Raw genomic sequence first — 16,098 nt, 5'->3', positions numbered from 1 at the left:
AGAAATGATTATTTGATAACCAATTTTCTTGTAGCAGTTTTTCCTTCTTCAGTAATGTTCACGATATAAACACCAGTGTGCAAAGAGCTAACATTTACAGCATTGTCAGAAGTTTTTGTATTCAAAACCTGTTTTCCTAAAACGTCAAAAACAGTTACTGTTCTTTCAGCATTAGCAGTAGTTTCGATAAACAAAGTTCCGTTAGAAACTGGGTTTGGATACATTTTTAAACCAGCAATAGTGTTTTGGCTGGTTCCTAAAGTTCCACCAGTAACCTGAGCCCAAGTAGTTCCGATTCTAAGTTCGTCAACATTAAGGCTTGGTGTTTCAGTGGTACTATCTTGTCTTAATAAGAAAGTTGAAATAGTAGCCAAATCAGTACCAGTATGAGTATCTGTAATAGTAGCAGCTGGTTGCGCAGCGTTGATGGTTGGGTTTACCCATAGGCTTACAGTATCGTCAGAAGCTGATGCGCCGAAAGTATAACCTACAACAACAAATACAGTCTGGAAATTTACATAAGAATCTGTTGTCCAGGTTGTGTTAGCACCAGTTGCAGTTCTAACTTCTATTCCAAGATTGTAAACACCGTCATCTACTCTTTTTGTCCATAATGTTCCTCCAAGAGTTGTAGCATTTGAACCGAAAGTAGCAATATATCCACCATTAACATCAGTTACACCTGCCATAGAATTTACGTTCAATAGGAATGAGTAGTATACTGTACCAGTAGATTGCGGAGTAAATGCAGTAGAGCAATCAATTCCGTCTCCACCATAATTTGCATAACCAGTTGTGCTAGGTGTTAAACCTGGGTAAGCAGGAAGTAAGGCTCCACCAGCAACGATGATGTTGTCACCTGTGTTGTTATTAGTCCATTGTTGGCTATTGCCTAATGAACTAGCTTCAGCGTATGCAAAAGGCTCATAGTAAGGTAGTGGGTTTACTGGTTTACATTGTGGAGCTGTTACGTTTGCCTGGTAAGAACATGGTCCGCTAACAATGTTTACAGTGATGTTTGTACCTTCTGAAACACCGTTGATAAGGATTGTTCCTGCAGCAACTGTTGCTGGATTGTCACCACCAACTGTACCAGCTGTTGGAGTAATAGTATAACTTCCAGATCCTCCACCTGTGTAAGTTATTGATGTTGTGTAAGTGTCAATTCCTTGAGTAACATCGTTACATACAGTAGTTGGAGTTCCAAGAACTAACGTACAAGAAGCATTTAAATTGAAAACTTTTACATCATCTACTCTGTATTGAGCTGTTGAAGTCGATTTGAAACGAATTGAAAGTGTTGCTGATTGAGGAATCCCTGATGTGATTGTTGCCAATGTCCATCCTGTAGCACTTGGCGTATAGGTTAAAGGAGTCCAGTTAGTAGCATCTGTACTTACATCTACCAATAACACATTTGTTACTGCAGTTGGAGTGTTAACTCCAAAAGAAAGCTGTAAACCTGAGGTGTTAAAAGCTGAAGTGTTGATTCCGTCAATTTGGAAATATTCATCTACAGCATTTATAAATACATTACCGCCTGCCGAAGCACCAGTATAACCTGAAGAAACTAAAGTGTTTCTTACGTCAGCAGTACCTGAATAAACGATAGGTGCAGTGTTTTGGAAAACGTTAGTTGCAATTGAGGTTGTTGCAGTAGGAGTTCCCATGTTTTCTGTGTAGACGGTTTGTCCGAAAGACGCATAACTAACTACCAGTAATAGTAAAGAGTAAATTTTTTTCATTTTTTTAAATTTAATTAGCCTACAAATATAAACACAAATTTCCTTTGTAGAAAATAAGAATGTAAAAAAATGATTAATTAAAGATTAATTTTCAGAAGGTCCAACTATCTGACAATTAGTTTTCTGGTGGCAGTAGTGTCCGCTTCTGTAATTTTGATAATGTAAACTCCAGGAGGAATCGAAGCAATATTTAGCTCTCTTGACGAAATGGTAGTCTGTAATACTTTTTTGCCAAGAACATCAAATATTAAAACTTCTTTGTCTAAGCTTGTTTTTGAAGTAATGTAGATTTTACCATTGCTAACAGGGTTCGGATAAAACCCTAAACTCTCGCCTTGCGGTTTTCCATCCTGGGCAAAACCAGTAAAAGAAAAAGCAAGAAAGAATAAAATAATATAAAAGTAGTTTTTAGCCATGACAACAATTTGGTTGTTACAAATATACAAAAAGATTTCAAATACTGTACCAAAAAAAAATATCCCGAAAAATTAATTTCGGGATACTTTATTTTGAATGCTTGAAGGTCTTATTGTACCAGATTTACTCCACCTACAGTTGACCATGCACCTGTTGTTATTGAAGCTCCGGTTGCAGCATTGTTTGTTGTAAATTTTCCGCTAGGAAAAGTAACAATGATAGAACCTGTTGCGCCCACAGGGATTGTTTGAGTGGTGTTTGTGATTTTAACGTCAGTCAATTTGATTTTAGAACCATTTACCTGATTGGTATTTGTTGTTGCATCCTGGATTTTTACAGCAGCACCTTGGTAAGTTACCGAAGCTTCAGTATAATCTCCATAACCATCAATTACTACGTTGCTGAAATCTCCGTTTCCTTCTTTTTTGAATTGGAATGCATCCATTTCAATTGCTCCTGCAATTTCTGGTGTTGTACCTGGAGCTCTTTTAAGAGTAACGTTCGTTACTTTTGGGAAGAAATCATTATTGTTGTTTGAACACTCTATTTCCATTCCAAAGTTCCCTTTAGTTACCTGGTATCCGTACCAGTTAGAGTTGTTTTGTCCTTGCCATCCATCCTGCCAGTCAAAAGCATCATCATAGTTTCCATAAGAAATGGCATTTGTCATGCTCACAGTTCCTCCGAAAAATTCGTAACCATCGTCAGCACCTTTATAAGATACTAAGTGGTCCAAAGTAGTTCCGCTACCACAAGAATAGAATGTAAACCCGTTGTTTTCTTTAGTACCGTCAGCTAATTTTGCTCCTGCGTATTCAACACGAACGTAATTTAATGAACCTCCATTATGAGTTGGATTTGTACCTCCGTATGGCAGAGCATTTCCATCTTCTGAAGTGGAAGTAGTTACACCACCAATAGCTTTTATAGGGGCATCTCCATACATGATGATTCCTCCCCAAGAACCAGGAACTCCTGATTTTTCAGTAAATACAACTGGCTGTGCAGCAGTACCATTAACGATAAGTTTACCGCCATTTAAAACAACTAAGGCATTATCACCTGTTACTTTGTCAGCTGTAATTGTTGAACCTGCATCAAAAGTGACAGTTACCCCAGAGTTTATTTTTACAATTCCTTTCAAGGTATATGTTCCTAAAGGATAGGTTTTATCGGCAGTTATTGTACCAGTGATTTCTCCTGTAACCGGTTGTGCACTTGAATCGTCATCATTGCTTGTGCATGCAGTGAAGGTTGAAGCTAAAATTGCTAAGCTTAAGATTAATTTTTTCATGAGTTTTGTTGTTTAATTTTCTGTTACAAAAATAAATCCGGCAGTCAAAAAAGAGGTTATCTAAATATTATAATAGCGTTACGCTTCGTCTATCAAAAAGTAAATTTATTGTTAAGCGCGTGATGTTTATGTAACACAAAAGCTGCCTTTAACAAGACAGCTTCTGCATAAACAAACAAATTCTTATTTTAAAAAGTATAGCTCAGGTTTACCGAAAAGCCAACACCTTTTTTGTAGTTGCTGATTAAGTTCGAATCTTCTGCAATAGGAGAAGTTCCATCTTTTCCTAATTCAAATTTACGGTCAGGATTCAATAAATTATCGGCTGTGAATTTCAAATCAAAATGCTCAGATAATTTACTGCTCCATACAAAATCCAACTGGCTCACAGGCAATTCATAGATGTGGTCCATTCCACCAGTTCCAACAGCATAAATCCTTTTTCCAAATACCGAATAAACCAATGAGATAGTATTGCTCCATTTTTCACTAAAATCAAACTGGTATTTCAAATCGGAATTGATCAGCCATTTTGAAGCACCCTGAAGTTCCCTTGATTTGTGTGTTTCAATAGACTGCTGATAGCTTACAGTTCCGTCAGAATTGTGTACCACTGTTCCGTCAGGGTAAAGCAATGGAGTTTTTTCAGGAACGTTCACATGTGTGTGCATCAGTGAAGTATTGAATCCCAATGAAAAATCCTTTAAATTTTTATTCAGCCTTGCAAAATCCAAGATAAATTCTAATTCGGCACCAAAAATTGCAGCGTTATCTGAATTTAGATAAGTCGTAATGGTAGCATTAGCTGCATTAGCAATAAATGTTCTTTCGATAGGTGTTTTAATTGATTTGCCAAAAACACCAACGGCAAACATCTCTTTTGAAGTTGGAAACAATTCATATTTCAAATCAACATTGTAATTATCACTGTTTACCAAAAACGGATTGCCCTTTGTTGAGGTTCCATCGGCGTTGATGTATTCAATAGGATAGGCTTCCATAATTACCGGTCGTGTATAGGTTTGACTCGCTGCAAAACGGATATTCGCATTTTCAGTTACCTCATATTTTGCATTAACCGATGGCAAAACATATAATTTGTTTCGGTTGATTTTTGTAAACGCCTGATCAAAAGAACCCTGCTGTCTGTATTTGGTTTCCCTTTCCGTATTTTCAGCTCTTAGCCCACCGTTTACTTCCCATTTATCTGCAAATTTGAATAATACATTAGCATAACCACAATTTGCCAGCTCCATTAGTTTTGCCTTGTAAGTTGCATTCGAACTTTCCCTGAAAACGAAAGCATTGTCAGCCAGAAATTGGTTTAATTGTGCATCCAAAGCGTTTAAAGGAAAGGTAATGTTGTGAGGAAGAACGCTTCCGTTGGTAGGGATAACCGGAGTTATAAAACGATAAGACGACTGCATCAACGATGCACTTCCGTTGTAACCCACAGCCAATTTGTTTTTCTTGTCAGCTCCGCCAAACTTAAGGCTGTATTCTGCCATTCCTGATAAATAGATATCACTTTGAATGTCTAAATACTGTCGGATGAAATTATTTCCACCGATTGTTGCAATGATATTTTCACCATCCCTTGTTCCTGAAAAGAATTTTCTGTCTGGTTGCTGATAGGAAGTTTGCGCAAAAGAACCGCCAACTTTTACGTTCTGGGTTTTATCTTTATTCAAGGCATATTCACCCAGCAATTGTGTATTGAAATAATCAGACTGGTCCAATTGATTGGTCCTGATTAGGGTTTTGTTATTGCTCGCTGTCAAATCGGCGTATCCAAATTGATCTTTAATTAAGTTTTCTGTAGTTCTCAAATAAAAATTATTCCAGGTTAGTTTTAGTCTCTCTGATGAATAATTCAAACCAACCAATGCTGACGTTGAGGTTTTATAACGGTATTCAGTATTGATGAAATCGTTTCGGTATACAAATCCGCTTGTGTTGTTGCTGAAGTTTCTTTCTACACCACTCCTGATGCTGTAATTGTTGTCAAAATTCAGCGAAAGCAGATACGAAAAATTAGCATCATTTTTCAGCTTGAATTTCTCGCTATGCAACAAACCAAAACTCATGTTCAATGGGCTTTTGGATTCTGAAACATCAAATCCGTTTTTGAAAGACTCCAATGATTGTTCCGGAGTAAAGGTATAACTCGCAGGTTTTCCGCCCAACAATCCCGGAATAGCTCTTCCGTCTCCTGTTAATCCAAAGAAACCTCTGCTGCCATCGGCATCTTTAGAAATCAGGAAATCCTTCATGTTATTATCGGTTGTATAACTTGTTCCGACACTGATTTTGGTAACGCTTTTAGAACCTTTTGAAGTTGCGATGTTGAATGTTCCACCAGCAAAATCACCATAAATATTAGGGTTAAAGGTTTTGTAAACGTCAATCACACCGACAATGTCTGTTGGGAATAAATCCAACGGGATGATTTTTTTATACGGATTGTTTGTCGGTGCAGCCAAATCATTAATCAATAAATTATTGTAACGGTCTTCCAGTCCACGAACGAATAATCCTCTTGAACCTACTTTGGTAATACCGGTAATTTTGGTCAAACCTTCTTCCACGTCGCTAACGCCTTTTCTCGACATTTCCTGAGCACCGATACTCTGTTTGATTTCAACTGCTTTTTTCTGTTCCATCAACAAAGCAGTTTCCTTTTCACGGCTCACGGTATTCTGAATGACAACATCTTTTAATTGATAGCTTCCAGAGCCAAGAGCTTTGTTAAGGTTTACTGTTTCACCAGCTTTTACTTCTATTTTCTCTTCTATGGTTTCGTATCCTAAAAAGCTAAATTGGATGATATAAGTTCCGGCCTCTACACTAACGGTATATTTTCCGGTTTCGTCTGTCGTTACCCCGATAGTAGTTCCTTTTATTACAACATTTGCAAAAGGAAGCGGTTCGTTATTTACGTCTTTGTCGGTTAAAGTTCCTGTAATGGTTCCTTTGTTTTGGGAAAAACCCAGAACAGTTATCAATAAGAAGGTAACAATTAATTTAAATTTCATTTCAGTTGCGTTTAATTTTGGTGCAAAGAAACTATCACAATGTAAAGGCCGTGTTACTCCATTATTACCATTTTGTTCGTTTAGCATTACCAAATTGTTAACAGATTAAATTACTGTTAACTCGGGTTTCCTATATCAAATCATTTTGTATTATCTTTACATTTACATCCACAAAAACAATTGTGTCCACAACTATGAAAAAAAAAGACATCAAGATTTTATTGGTAGATGACGAACAGGATATCCTCGAAATTGTAGGATATAATCTTTCTCAGGAAGGTTACCAGATTGTAACCGCAAACAATGGGAAAGAAGCCATAACCAAGGCTAAAAAAGAGTTGCCACAACTTATCATTATGGATGTGATGATGCCTGAAATGGATGGCATGGAAGCCTGCGAAAACATTCGCAAGTTACCTGAGTTAAGCAATGTCATCATCACTTTTTTGACTGCCAGAAGCGAAGATTATTCACAAGTAGCCGGATTTGACGCTGGCGCTGATGATTATATTACAAAACCAATCAAGCCAAAATTATTGGTAAGCAAGGTAAAAGCTTTGCTGCGTCGTTTGAAAAGTGACGAACACGCTTCCGAAACATTGAATGTTGGTGGCATCGAAATCAACCGAGAGGAATATAAAATCATCAAGGATACCAAAGAAATTGTATTGCCACGAAAGGAATTTGAGCTTTTTTACCTTTTGGCTTCCAAGCCAGGAAAAGTGTTCAAACGCGAAGAAATTTTGGATAAGGTTTGGGGTAATGAAGTCATCGTTGGCGGAAGGACCATTGATGTCCATATTCGAAAACTCCGCGAAAAAATTGGCGATGATTTATTCAAAACCATCAAAGGAGTTGGCTATAAATTAGAAGTGTAAATGAAAATAAAATTCAAGAAAACCTATACGTTTGCGATAAAATCATCGCTTTATATTACACTTTTTTCTACTGGTTTTCTTGGGTTGCTGCTGTGGTTTTTTCATGAATTCTCTTTGATTATTGTCGCTCTTTTTGCAATTTCACTTTATACATTTTCCTTTTTTGTCATCCAATATCGTGTTGAAAGATTCATCTATAGAAGGGTGAAAAAAATCTACGATGATGTGTCGCTTTTGGAATCGACTTCCTTCCGAAACCAACCGATTACCACCGACATGGAGACGCTGACCAAACAGGTTCAGAAATTCGCAACCGATAAAAAACTCGAAATCGAAACCCTGAAAGTCCGTGAGGAATACCGTCGGGAATTCCTGGGGAATGTCTCGCACGAACTCAAAACACCTTTGTTTACGGTTCAGGGTTATCTTTCAACCTTGCTCGATGGTGCGATTGACGACAAAAAAGTACGTAAAAAATATATCGAACGCGCCGAAAAAGGAGTCGAACGACTGATTTACATTGTCGAAGATTTGGACATGATTTCCAAACTCGAAATGGGCGATGTAAACCTGGAATTGTCTAAATTCAATATTGTTGAATTGGTGCAGAGTGTTTTTGATTTGCTCGAAATGACTGCCGATAAAAAGAACATTATCCTGATGTTTGACCGAAAATACAATCGTCCGGTAAATGTGTTTGCCGATCAGGAAAAAATCCAGCAGGTGCTTTCCAACCTAATCATGAATTCGATAAAATACGGGAAGGAAAATGGCACCACCGAAGTAACGGTCGAAGATTTGGTTGATGACAAAATCATTGTCCGGATCAGGGATAATGGTGAAGGAATCGAAAAACACAATATTCCGCGTTTGTTTGAGCGCTTTTTCAGGGTTGATAAAAGTGGGGCACGAAGCGAAGGTGGCTCCGGGCTTGGTCTTTCAATCGTGAAACACATCATCGAGGCACACGGCGAGAAAATCTACATCGACAGCGAATTTGGCAAAGGTTCCGAATTCTCATTCACCCTCGAAAAGGATCAGTAATTGTTTCCAGTGAATTTCCTTTTTCAGTTGCGGCAGGCCTTGGTATAACTTGATATCCACCAAATCCTCAATCTTAAAATCATCCTGTTTGGCATAAGGCGCAAAGCCATTCCTTTTGAATCTTTTTGCCAAATATTCCTGCTCAAATTGCCCCGGCGTTGGAATGAAAAACGCTTTCTTCTGCAGTTTGGCCAAATCCATAACCGTTGTATAACCCGAACGGCAAAGCACAATTTCACTTTCGTTAAAGGTGGTTTCAATTTCTTCAGATGTCATGAAATTGTAAAAAGTCACATGCCCTTCCTGCTCCTTTTTTTGTTCCGGTTCAATAACTCCTCTAATAAAAATTACTTTTCCGTCAAATTGACGAACCTCTTTTTTGAGGTTTTGTTCGAGATAGGTGCGCTGAGGTTCAGGCCCCGAAAGGATAACCATCAAATCGTATTTTATTGGAAGGTCTTTTTTCTCCAATCGACTCAAAGGCCCAAGGTATTGCAGGTTCAGCTTATTTTTTTTCAAATGGCCTAATTTCCCGGTCAGGTTGGGCTGCTTTTCAATGTCGGGAATCCAGCATTCGTTAAATTTTTTGATGAAATGCTGATGCAGTTTGCTCGAAATCCAGGTTGTTTTTCCCGAAAGGACATTCAGCTGATGGGTAATGAAAACGCTCGGGATTTTTTTGCTGTAAACACCAAGGCGGTTATCCGAAATGATTCCGTGGAGGTTGTATTCCCTAATCCATTTTTTGACTACTTTCTTTTCGGTAAAGATGGCATCAATCATCTTTGGGCTGTTTTTGATGAGCTTCCACTTAAAATCAGCGCCGTTTTTGGCATATTCAATTTCGTAGGAAGGCAGATTCAACGCCTGCAAATGCGGAAATTCCTTCTGCAATATTTGCAGTGCAACGCCATCGGAAGCGATTATTGGCGTAAAGCCGTTTTTTTCCAGCTCACGAATAATCGGCACACAACGCGTAGCATGACCCAAACCCCAATTTAAAGGAGCAACCAAAATATTTCTTGTAGCTTTTTCCAAGTTGTGAAATTACGGCTTTAACATTACAAAGTAAAAAAGATTTCGGATAGTTTATATTTCCTTAATTTTACCAAAAAATTAAGTTTGTGGGAAGTAAGAATAAATTAAAGCGGTTTAAGGAAAATGAAAGTTTTGAAAACGTTTTCCAGCCAACAAGGGAAGAAGTTGTAGGCGGTGAATTTCCATTGAGAGGAAAATGGAATAAGGACTTTTTTAAAAATGATAATCCAATTGTAGTAGAATTAGGTTGTGGAAAAGGCGAATATTCAGTCGGTCTGGCAGGACGTTATCCGGAAAAGAATTTTGTTGGAATTGATATTAAAGGCGCACGTTTCTGGCGTGGAGCCAAGACAGCCGTGGATAACGGAATGCATAATGTGGCTTTTGTCCGAACGCAAATCGAATTGATCAATTACATTTTTGCCGAAAACGAAGTAGACGAAATCTGGATCACCTTTCCAGACCCGCAAATCAAATACAAACGCACCAAACACCGAATGACCAATTCGGAATTCCTGCAGTTGTATAAAAAAATATTAAAACCGGACGGTGTTGTTAATTTAAAAACCGACAGCGAATTCATGCATGGTTATACGCTTGGATTATTGCATGGTGAAGGGCATGAAGTATTGTATGCCAACCACAATGTTTACAAAAATGAAGGTGCTCCTGAAGTAGTAACGGCAATTCAGACATTCTACGAAAATCAATATTTGGAAATCAACAAAGCAATTACGTATATTCGTTTTAAAATCAAATAGATGACTTATTTTTTGCCTCTTGTACTGGGTTTTTGCATTGCTTTTTTGGCGGTTATTCCCCCGGGTTTAATCAATATGACGGCAGCAAAAATCAGTACACAGGAAGGCAAAAATGAAGCGTTGAGTTTTGCCATTGGAGCCTCAATAATCATTTTTTTCCAAACGTTCACTGCGGTACTTTTCGCGAGGTTTATCAATAACCATCAGGAAATAGTGGCAACGCTCCAGGAAATTGGGATTTTCGTTTTTTCATTATTGAGTATCTACTTTTTCTTTATTGCCGAAAAACCAAAGAAAATCAAAACCGATAAAACCGTCAAAGGAAAATCCAATCGTTTCTTTTTGGGAATGTTGTTGTCAACATTGAATCTGCTTCCGGTTCCGTTTTATGTTTTTGCCAGCATGAGTTTACAGGCCTCGGGCTATTTTAGTTTTGATAAGATTCCGGTTTCGTCTTTTGTAATGGGAGTTGTTGTAGGCTCGTTTACGGTTTTTTACATCTACATCGTTGCCTTCAAAAAGATTGAAAAGGAAACCGAATTCCTGATGCGTAACATCAATACCATCATTGGTTCAGTAACTACTTTTATGGCAGTTGTAACCCTTCTTAAATTGCTTTATAAATAATGGAAGCCAATTTTTTTGAAAGAGTATATGAAATCGCAAGGCAGATTCCCGAAGGGAAAGTGACTTCGTATGGCGCCATTGCCAAGGCATTGGGAACAGCGCGTTCAGCACGAATGGTGGGCTGGGCAATGAATGCCTGCGGTGGCCGCGATGACGTTCCGGCACATCGCGTGGTTAACCGGGTTGGATTATTATCGGGCAAACATCATTTTGAAGGAACCAACCTCATGCAGCAATTACTCGAAAATGAAGGCATAGAAGTGGTCAATAACCAAATTGTCGATTTCGAAAAACATTTCTGGCAGCCTAAAATCCAGAAATAGTTCCATTACAACTTATATTCCGATAAACATTTTCAATTCATTAACGATAGTTTCAACACTTTTCGTATTATCTTTGCAATCTGTATTCAGTCTTAATAAAAGATTGTAAACAGCTAACAATAAGCAACAAATGAAATTAGACAGAAAAGAAATCCTTTCAGCTTTGGAAACCATTACCATTGCTGGCGAGGGAAAAAATATGGTTGAAAGTGGTGCGGTAAAAAACGTACTGACTTTTGGCAACGAAGTTGTGGTTGACCTGGTAATTGCAACTCCGGCGATGCACATAAAAAAACGTGCCGAAGACGACATCAAAAAATTGATACACGAAAAATTTTCACCCGAAGCTGTAGTGAAAGTGAACATAAAGGTGGAAACTCCAACCCAAAATCCAAACGAAATCAAAGGGAAAGCCATTCCGGGAATCAGCAATATCATTGCGGTGGCTTCTGGAAAAGGTGGTGTTGGAAAATCTACCGTGACGGCAAATTTGGCTGTGACACTAGCAAAAATGGGTTTCAAGGTTGGTGTTTTGGATGCCGATATTTATGGGCCATCCATGCCAATTATGTTTGATGTTGAAAATGAAAAACCAATTTCGGTTGAGGTTGATGGAAAATCCAAAATGAAACCAATCGAAAGCTACGAAATCAAACTCCTTTCTATAGGATTCTTTACCTCACCAAGCCAGGCTGTAATTTGGCGTGGGCCAATGGCTTCAAAAGCATTGAACCAGATGATTTTTGATGCCGATTGGGGGCAACTGGATTTTATGCTGATTGATTTGCCACCAGGAACCGGTGATATCCACTTGTCCATCATGCAATCGCTTCCAATTACAGGAGCTGTTGTTGTAAGTACGCCTCAAGCAGTAGCTTTGGCTGATGCCAAAAAAGGAGTTTCGATGTTCTTATCAGACAGCATTAATGTTCCGGTTTTGGGAATCATAGAGAATATGGCCTATTTCACTCCGGAAGAATTGCCAAACAACAAATATTATATCTTCGGAAACGGAGGTGCCAAAAATCTTGCAGACGATTTGCAGGTTCCGTTTTTAGGAGAAGTGCCATTGGTGCAAAGCATTCGTGAAGCCGGAGATTATGGAAGGCCTGCAGCATTGCAGACCGCTTCGGTAATCGAAAAGGTTTTTGAAGATATTACCCGAAACGTGGTTCAGGAAACCGTAAACAGAAACGAAAGCCTGCCGCCAACCGAAGCAATCAAAATAACAACTATGGCTGGATGTTCAGCCGTTAAAGGAAAATAAGATGAACACAGAAGAATTGACTTTAAACATCGAAAAAGCACTAAACGAAATCAGGCCATTTCTGAATTCAGATGGCGGTGATATTAGTTTGGTTTCCATTGAGGACGAAAAACACGTAAAGGTACGTCTTCAGGGAGCTTGTACATCATGCAGCTTAAGCATCAGCACCATGAAAGCAGGTGTAGAAACCACTATCAAAAAATATGCGCCACAAATAGAAACTGTAGAAAACATAGCTTAGTTGGGCGTTCCGCCGAAACAAGTTCGGCGTCGGGCTGTACGCGCTACATGGTAGCCAGCTCCCATCCCTAACGCAGATTTTCTACAAAACAACATCATGAGTTAAGACTTTGTAACTTTGCAACTTTGCAACTCTGCAACTTAAAAAAAATGATTGAAACAGATATATTAATAATCGGAGCCGGGCCAACTGGTCTTTTTGCTGTTTTTGAAGCAGGATTATTAAAACTAAAATGCCATATAATTGACGCTTTGCCACAAATTGGCGGTCAGTTATCAGAATTGTACCCTAAAAAACCGATTTATGATATTCCGGGTTTCCCCGAAGTATTGGCTGGAGATTTGGTGCACAATCTGATGGAACAGATCAAACAGTTCCAACCTGGCTTTACCTTGGCAGAAACTGCCGAAACAATCGAAAAATTAACAGACGGGACATTTATCGTTACTACAAATAAAGGAACAAAACATCACGCAAAAGCGATTGCCATAGCTGGTGGTTTGGGGACTTTTGAACCCAGAAAACCGGTTATTGAAGACATTGCCTTCTACGAAGAAAAAGGCGTTGAATATTTTGTAAAAGACCCAGAACAGTTCCGAGATAAAAAAATCGTAATTGCAGGCGGAGGAGATTCAGCATTGGATTGGAGTATTTTCCTTTCTGATGTTGCTTCAGATGTAACCTTGATCCACAGAAGGAATGAGTTTCGTGGCGCATTGGATTCAGTAGAAAAAGTACAGGAATTAAAGCATTCCGGTAAGATAAAATTAATTACACCGGCAGAAGTGGTAGGATTAAATGGTGCTGAACATCTGGAATCGATTGATATTGATGAGAATGGGGCACACCGCAACCTAAAAACCGATTATTTCATTCCGCTTTTTGGATTGACGCCAAAACTTGGCGCTATCGCTAATTGGGGACTGGAAATAGAAAAGAATGCCATCAAAGTCAACAATGCGTTGGATTATCAAACCAATATTGACGGAATTTATGCCATAGGCGACGTGAATACGTATCCTGGAAAACTAAAACTGATTTTGTGTGGTTTCCATGAAGCGACATTAATGTGCCAAAGTGTTTACAATCGAATCAATCCGGGAAAAAAGTATGTGTTGAAATACACCACAGTTTCCGGAGTCGACGGATTTGACGGAACACGGAAAGAGGCAGAAAAAGCCGTAGTAAAAGCCATAGAATAATGCAGCTCAACCATCCTGAACTAGTAGATTTATTAAAGAAAGCTTATTCGGCAGAAAAAGCTGCTTCTTTTGCTTATCAGGGTCATGCAGGTTCGGTTAAAGACCCCATCCAAAAAGCAGCAATCCGGCAAATCGAACTGGATGAATGGAAGCACCGCGCTGAGGTTTTGCAGATTATGAATGATTTCAATATTCCGATTTCGAAATGGTACGAAATCAAATTCCATGTTATTGGCAAGGTAATTTCAGCAAGTTGTTATGTAATTGGCTGGTTTATGCCCTTCTATTTTGCAGGAAGACTGGAGAGTGGCAATGTTTGTGAGTATTTCAGGATGATGCATTTCTTTAATGATCTTGGAATCACAAAATATAACCAGGTTCTTTATGAAATGGGCATCAAGGAAAAGGAACACGAAGTTTATTTTTTGGAAAAAATCAAAGACAATAAAATGCTTCCATTCTTTGAAAAATTATTTTCATGGGGAACAGGAAAAGGATTCAATGACATCGATTTGGACCAAAAATATCCCGTTGAACAATCTAACCAATATTGTAAAAAATAAATGTCTGACGTTACCCTAAAAATTACCGATAGGAATGGTGTTATCCATGAAGTCCAGGCACCAACCGACATGAACATGAATGTCATGGAGGTAATCCGTGCTTATGAGCTTGCCGAAGAAGGAACTATTGGAATTTGTGGCGGAATGGCAATGTGTGCTTCATGTCAGTGTTATGTTTTGAATGATGTGATTTCATTGGAACGCAATCCTGATGAGGAAGCAATGCTTTGGGAAGCTTATCATGTAAAGGATAATAGCCGATTGGGTTGTCAAATACCAATTACTCCCGAAATTGATGGTTTAGAAATTGAGATTGCTCCGGAACAATAAAAAAAGGATGGAATTTTTTCCATCCTTTTTTAAATTACAACTACCAACAATAAAAAAAGGATGGAAAAAATCCCACCCTTATTTTTGATTACAACTACTAATCATTCACTCAAAAAAAACAACTGGGCTAAAAGTAGTAATTGTCGACGAAGTATATAATAAATGAGGAGAACAAGGGAAAAATTGCGGTGAACAGATTTTTATGTACTACTTTTCGTAATCCAGGCACACTTCATTTTGTTATTTGGAAGTCATCATTTTACTGTCTTTGAAAACTCCATAATCATTTTCAAGTGTTAATTGATAAATATAATTCCCTGTCGAATATTTGCCCGTTGCATTAAATGGGATTTCGTGTTCGCCTGCACCTAAATCCTGATTGAAGATGGCGCCTAAATTCCTTCCGTTCAAATCATATAATTCTATTCTGACTTTTGAACTATTTTTTAAGGTTAAAGGAATGGTAGTCTGCTCTGAATACGGATTTGGATAATTTTGACCCAAAGTAAATTGTTTTGCATTTTCTGATTCGTAGTGCCCAACACCCAAAGTTCCGCTTCCCTGAACTCCTACTTCAAGATAGCTTTCATAACCGCCGATGCCTGCATTAGGCGTTAGTGTTGCCAATTGATAGGTATAACCATCTGAAAAAATATTGTCACTGGCATACGTTAAAGGATCTGCGCCATGAGTATACAACGTTGGATTAGCGGCATAAATCGCATTTTTGGCAGCAATGTTAAAAGTCAGTTGTGAAATTGCCGAATAAGCACTGCTGACATGAACCTGAAAATGGATGTGGCAAATCCTTCCATTGTACCAACCAGGAAAAATCGTTAGGAATTCCACTTCTCCATTGGCATCGGTATATTGATAACCACGCAGATAAGTAAGTCCGGCCTGGCCTTGATTCATACTGTTGCTGTACCCTGAATATAGCCCATCTTTGCTGCAATGCCAAATGTTGACCCTGACGTTCTGCATAACGCCACAGTTTCCAATTCCGTTGATTTTTAATTTAAGTTTAAAAGGGACACCAGTTCTGTCCTCTCTGATATCCTGTCTGAAATAATAAGTGTTTTCAGTTAAATCCAAAGGAAATGGTCCTGCAGTTTCACTTGGTATTAACGTACAAATTTGCGGATCTAAAGTTTCCTTTTCATTTTCGTTTTTTGCAAAAATACTTGTTGGTACAATAGCTGCTGCACCAGCTAAACCGGATAATCTTAAAAAGTCTCTCTTATTCATTTTACTTTAAATTTGGTTACTCGAGTAAAATTAAAGTAAAGGATGCACAGAGAAAATTAAAATAGGTAAACTATTGGTAAATAGA

At 38.4% G+C, this 16,098-nt stretch carries 16 protein-coding genes; 10 read left to right on the top strand and 6 right to left on the bottom strand.

Features of this window, described 5'->3' with window-relative positions:
- Positions 1-8: 8 nt before the first annotated feature.
- From L1S31_RS02630 to L1S31_RS02615, 4 genes are all read right to left on the bottom strand, one after another.
- Complete coding sequence (locus L1S31_RS02630) at positions 9-1,745, bottom strand: T9SS type A sorting domain-containing protein (RefSeq protein WP_236461729.1); 1,737 nt, start codon at positions 1,743-1,745, stop codon at positions 9-11.
- Positions 1,746-1,849: 104 nt separating this feature from the next.
- Complete coding sequence (locus L1S31_RS02625) at positions 1,850-2,161, bottom strand: T9SS type A sorting domain-containing protein (protein WP_236461725.1); 312 nt, start codon at positions 2,159-2,161, stop codon at positions 1,850-1,852.
- Positions 2,162-2,271: 110 nt separating this feature from the next.
- Positions 2,272-3,456: a beta-helix domain-containing protein gene (locus L1S31_RS02620; RefSeq protein ID WP_236461722.1), complete on the bottom strand. Its 1,185-nt coding sequence runs from the start codon at positions 3,454-3,456 to the stop codon at positions 2,272-2,274.
- 188 nt (positions 3,457-3,644) lie between these two features.
- Positions 3,645-6,491 carry a TonB-dependent receptor gene (locus L1S31_RS02615; RefSeq protein WP_236461719.1) on the bottom strand — a complete coding sequence of 949 codons (2,847 nt, stop codon included), beginning with the start codon at positions 6,489-6,491 and terminating at the stop codon, positions 3,645-3,647.
- 194 nt (positions 6,492-6,685) lie between these two features.
- On the opposite strand from L1S31_RS02615, the gene L1S31_RS02610 reads away from it, so the two are divergent.
- Complete coding sequence (locus L1S31_RS02610) at positions 6,686-7,369, top strand: response regulator transcription factor (protein WP_236461717.1); 684 nt, start codon at positions 6,686-6,688, stop codon at positions 7,367-7,369.
- Positions 7,370-8,413 carry a sensor histidine kinase gene (locus L1S31_RS02605; RefSeq protein ID WP_236461714.1) on the top strand — a complete coding sequence of 348 codons (1,044 nt, stop codon included), beginning with the start codon at positions 7,370-7,372 and terminating at the stop codon, positions 8,411-8,413. It begins immediately after the preceding gene.
- On the opposite strand, the gene L1S31_RS02600 is transcribed toward L1S31_RS02605, so the two are convergent.
- Positions 8,387-9,451 (bottom strand): glycosyltransferase, encoded by a 1,065-nt coding sequence (locus L1S31_RS02600; protein ID WP_236461690.1) that lies wholly within the window; start codon positions 9,449-9,451, stop codon positions 8,387-8,389. The genes L1S31_RS02605 and L1S31_RS02600 overlap by 27 nt on opposite strands.
- A gap of 86 nt (positions 9,452-9,537) precedes the next feature.
- Between L1S31_RS02600 and trmB the strand changes: the two genes are divergently transcribed.
- The 8 genes from trmB (at position 9,538) to L1S31_RS02560 (ending at position 14,765) form a co-directional block, all read left to right on the top strand.
- Positions 9,538-10,212 carry a tRNA (guanosine(46)-N7)-methyltransferase TrmB gene (gene trmB / locus L1S31_RS02595; protein WP_236461687.1) on the top strand — a complete coding sequence of 225 codons (675 nt, stop codon included), beginning with the start codon at positions 9,538-9,540 and terminating at the stop codon, positions 10,210-10,212.
- A 75-nt stretch (positions 10,213-10,287) separates the two neighbouring features.
- Positions 10,288-10,839, top strand: coding sequence for a lysine transporter LysE (locus tag L1S31_RS02590; RefSeq protein ID WP_236461684.1), 552 nt, complete (start codon positions 10,288-10,290; stop codon positions 10,837-10,839).
- Positions 10,836-11,162 carry an MGMT family protein gene (locus tag L1S31_RS02585; RefSeq protein ID WP_236463494.1) on the top strand — a complete coding sequence of 109 codons (327 nt, stop codon included), beginning with the start codon at positions 10,836-10,838 and terminating at the stop codon, positions 11,160-11,162. The genes L1S31_RS02590 and L1S31_RS02585 overlap by 4 nt, the downstream gene beginning before the upstream one ends.
- A gap of 130 nt (positions 11,163-11,292) precedes the next feature.
- Entirely contained in the window at positions 11,293-12,429 is a 1,137-nt protein-coding gene (locus L1S31_RS02580; protein ID WP_236461682.1) for an Mrp/NBP35 family ATP-binding protein, read from the top strand.
- 1 nt (position 12,430) lies between these two features.
- Positions 12,431-12,670, top strand: coding sequence for a NifU family protein (locus L1S31_RS02575; RefSeq protein ID WP_236461679.1), 240 nt, complete (start codon positions 12,431-12,433; stop codon positions 12,668-12,670).
- 149 nt (positions 12,671-12,819) lie between these two features.
- Positions 12,820-13,872 carry an NAD(P)/FAD-dependent oxidoreductase gene (locus L1S31_RS02570; RefSeq protein ID WP_236461676.1) on the top strand — a complete coding sequence of 351 codons (1,053 nt, stop codon included), beginning with the start codon at positions 12,820-12,822 and terminating at the stop codon, positions 13,870-13,872.
- Positions 13,872-14,435 carry a ferritin family protein gene (locus L1S31_RS02565; protein WP_236461674.1) on the top strand — a complete coding sequence of 188 codons (564 nt, stop codon included), beginning with the start codon at positions 13,872-13,874 and terminating at the stop codon, positions 14,433-14,435. Before L1S31_RS02570 ends, L1S31_RS02565 begins: the two co-directional genes overlap by 1 nt.
- Positions 14,436-14,765 (top strand): 2Fe-2S iron-sulfur cluster-binding family protein, encoded by a 330-nt coding sequence (locus L1S31_RS02560; RefSeq protein ID WP_236461671.1) that lies wholly within the window; start codon positions 14,436-14,438, stop codon positions 14,763-14,765.
- A gap of 240 nt (positions 14,766-15,005) precedes the next feature.
- Here the strand turns inward: L1S31_RS02560 and L1S31_RS02555 are convergent, their stop codons facing one another.
- Complete coding sequence (locus L1S31_RS02555; protein ID WP_236461668.1) at positions 15,006-16,013, bottom strand: T9SS type A sorting domain-containing protein; 1,008 nt, start codon at positions 16,011-16,013, stop codon at positions 15,006-15,008.
- Positions 16,014-16,098: the final 85 nt, after the last annotated feature.

It is taken from the genome of Flavobacterium wongokense, assembly GCF_021608265.1.
Taxonomy (GTDB): Bacteria; Bacteroidota; Bacteroidia; order Flavobacteriales; family Flavobacteriaceae; genus Flavobacterium; species Flavobacterium wongokense.
This window is presented reverse-complemented; position numbering and strand designations above follow the sequence as displayed.

Coding starts and splice junctions, on each gene's coding strand:
- L1S31_RS02570 (WP_236461676.1), top strand. CDS start 12,820: ATGATTGAAACAGATATATTAATAATCGGAGCCGGGCCAACTGGTCTT.
- L1S31_RS02605 (WP_236461714.1), top strand. CDS start 7,370: ATGAAAATAAAATTCAAGAAAACCTATACGTTTGCGATAAAATCATCG.
- L1S31_RS02575 (WP_236461679.1), top strand. CDS start 12,431: ATGAACACAGAAGAATTGACTTTAAACATCGAAAAAGCACTAAACGAA.
- L1S31_RS02560 (WP_236461671.1), top strand. CDS start 14,436: ATGTCTGACGTTACCCTAAAAATTACCGATAGGAATGGTGTTATCCAT.
- L1S31_RS02630 (WP_236461729.1), bottom strand. CDS start 1,745: ATGAAAAAAATTTACTCTTTACTATTACTGGTAGTTAGTTATGCGTCT.
- L1S31_RS02620 (WP_236461722.1), bottom strand. CDS start 3,456: ATGAAAAAATTAATCTTAAGCTTAGCAATTTTAGCTTCAACCTTCACT.
- L1S31_RS02625 (WP_236461725.1), bottom strand. CDS start 2,161: ATGGCTAAAAACTACTTTTATATTATTTTATTCTTTCTTGCTTTTTCT.
- L1S31_RS02590 (WP_236461684.1), top strand. CDS start 10,288: ATGACGGCAGCAAAAATCAGTACACAGGAAGGCAAAAATGAAGCGTTG.
- L1S31_RS02565 (WP_236461674.1), top strand. CDS start 13,872: ATGCAGCTCAACCATCCTGAACTAGTAGATTTATTAAAGAAAGCTTAT.
- L1S31_RS02610 (WP_236461717.1), top strand. CDS start 6,686: ATGAAAAAAAAAGACATCAAGATTTTATTGGTAGATGACGAACAGGAT.
- L1S31_RS02555 (WP_236461668.1), bottom strand. CDS start 16,013: ATGAATAAGAGAGACTTTTTAAGATTATCCGGTTTAGCTGGTGCAGCA.
- L1S31_RS02615 (WP_236461719.1), bottom strand. CDS start 6,491: ATGAAATTTAAATTAATTGTTACCTTCTTATTGATAACTGTTCTGGGT.
- L1S31_RS02580 (WP_236461682.1), top strand. CDS start 11,293: ATGAAATTAGACAGAAAAGAAATCCTTTCAGCTTTGGAAACCATTACC.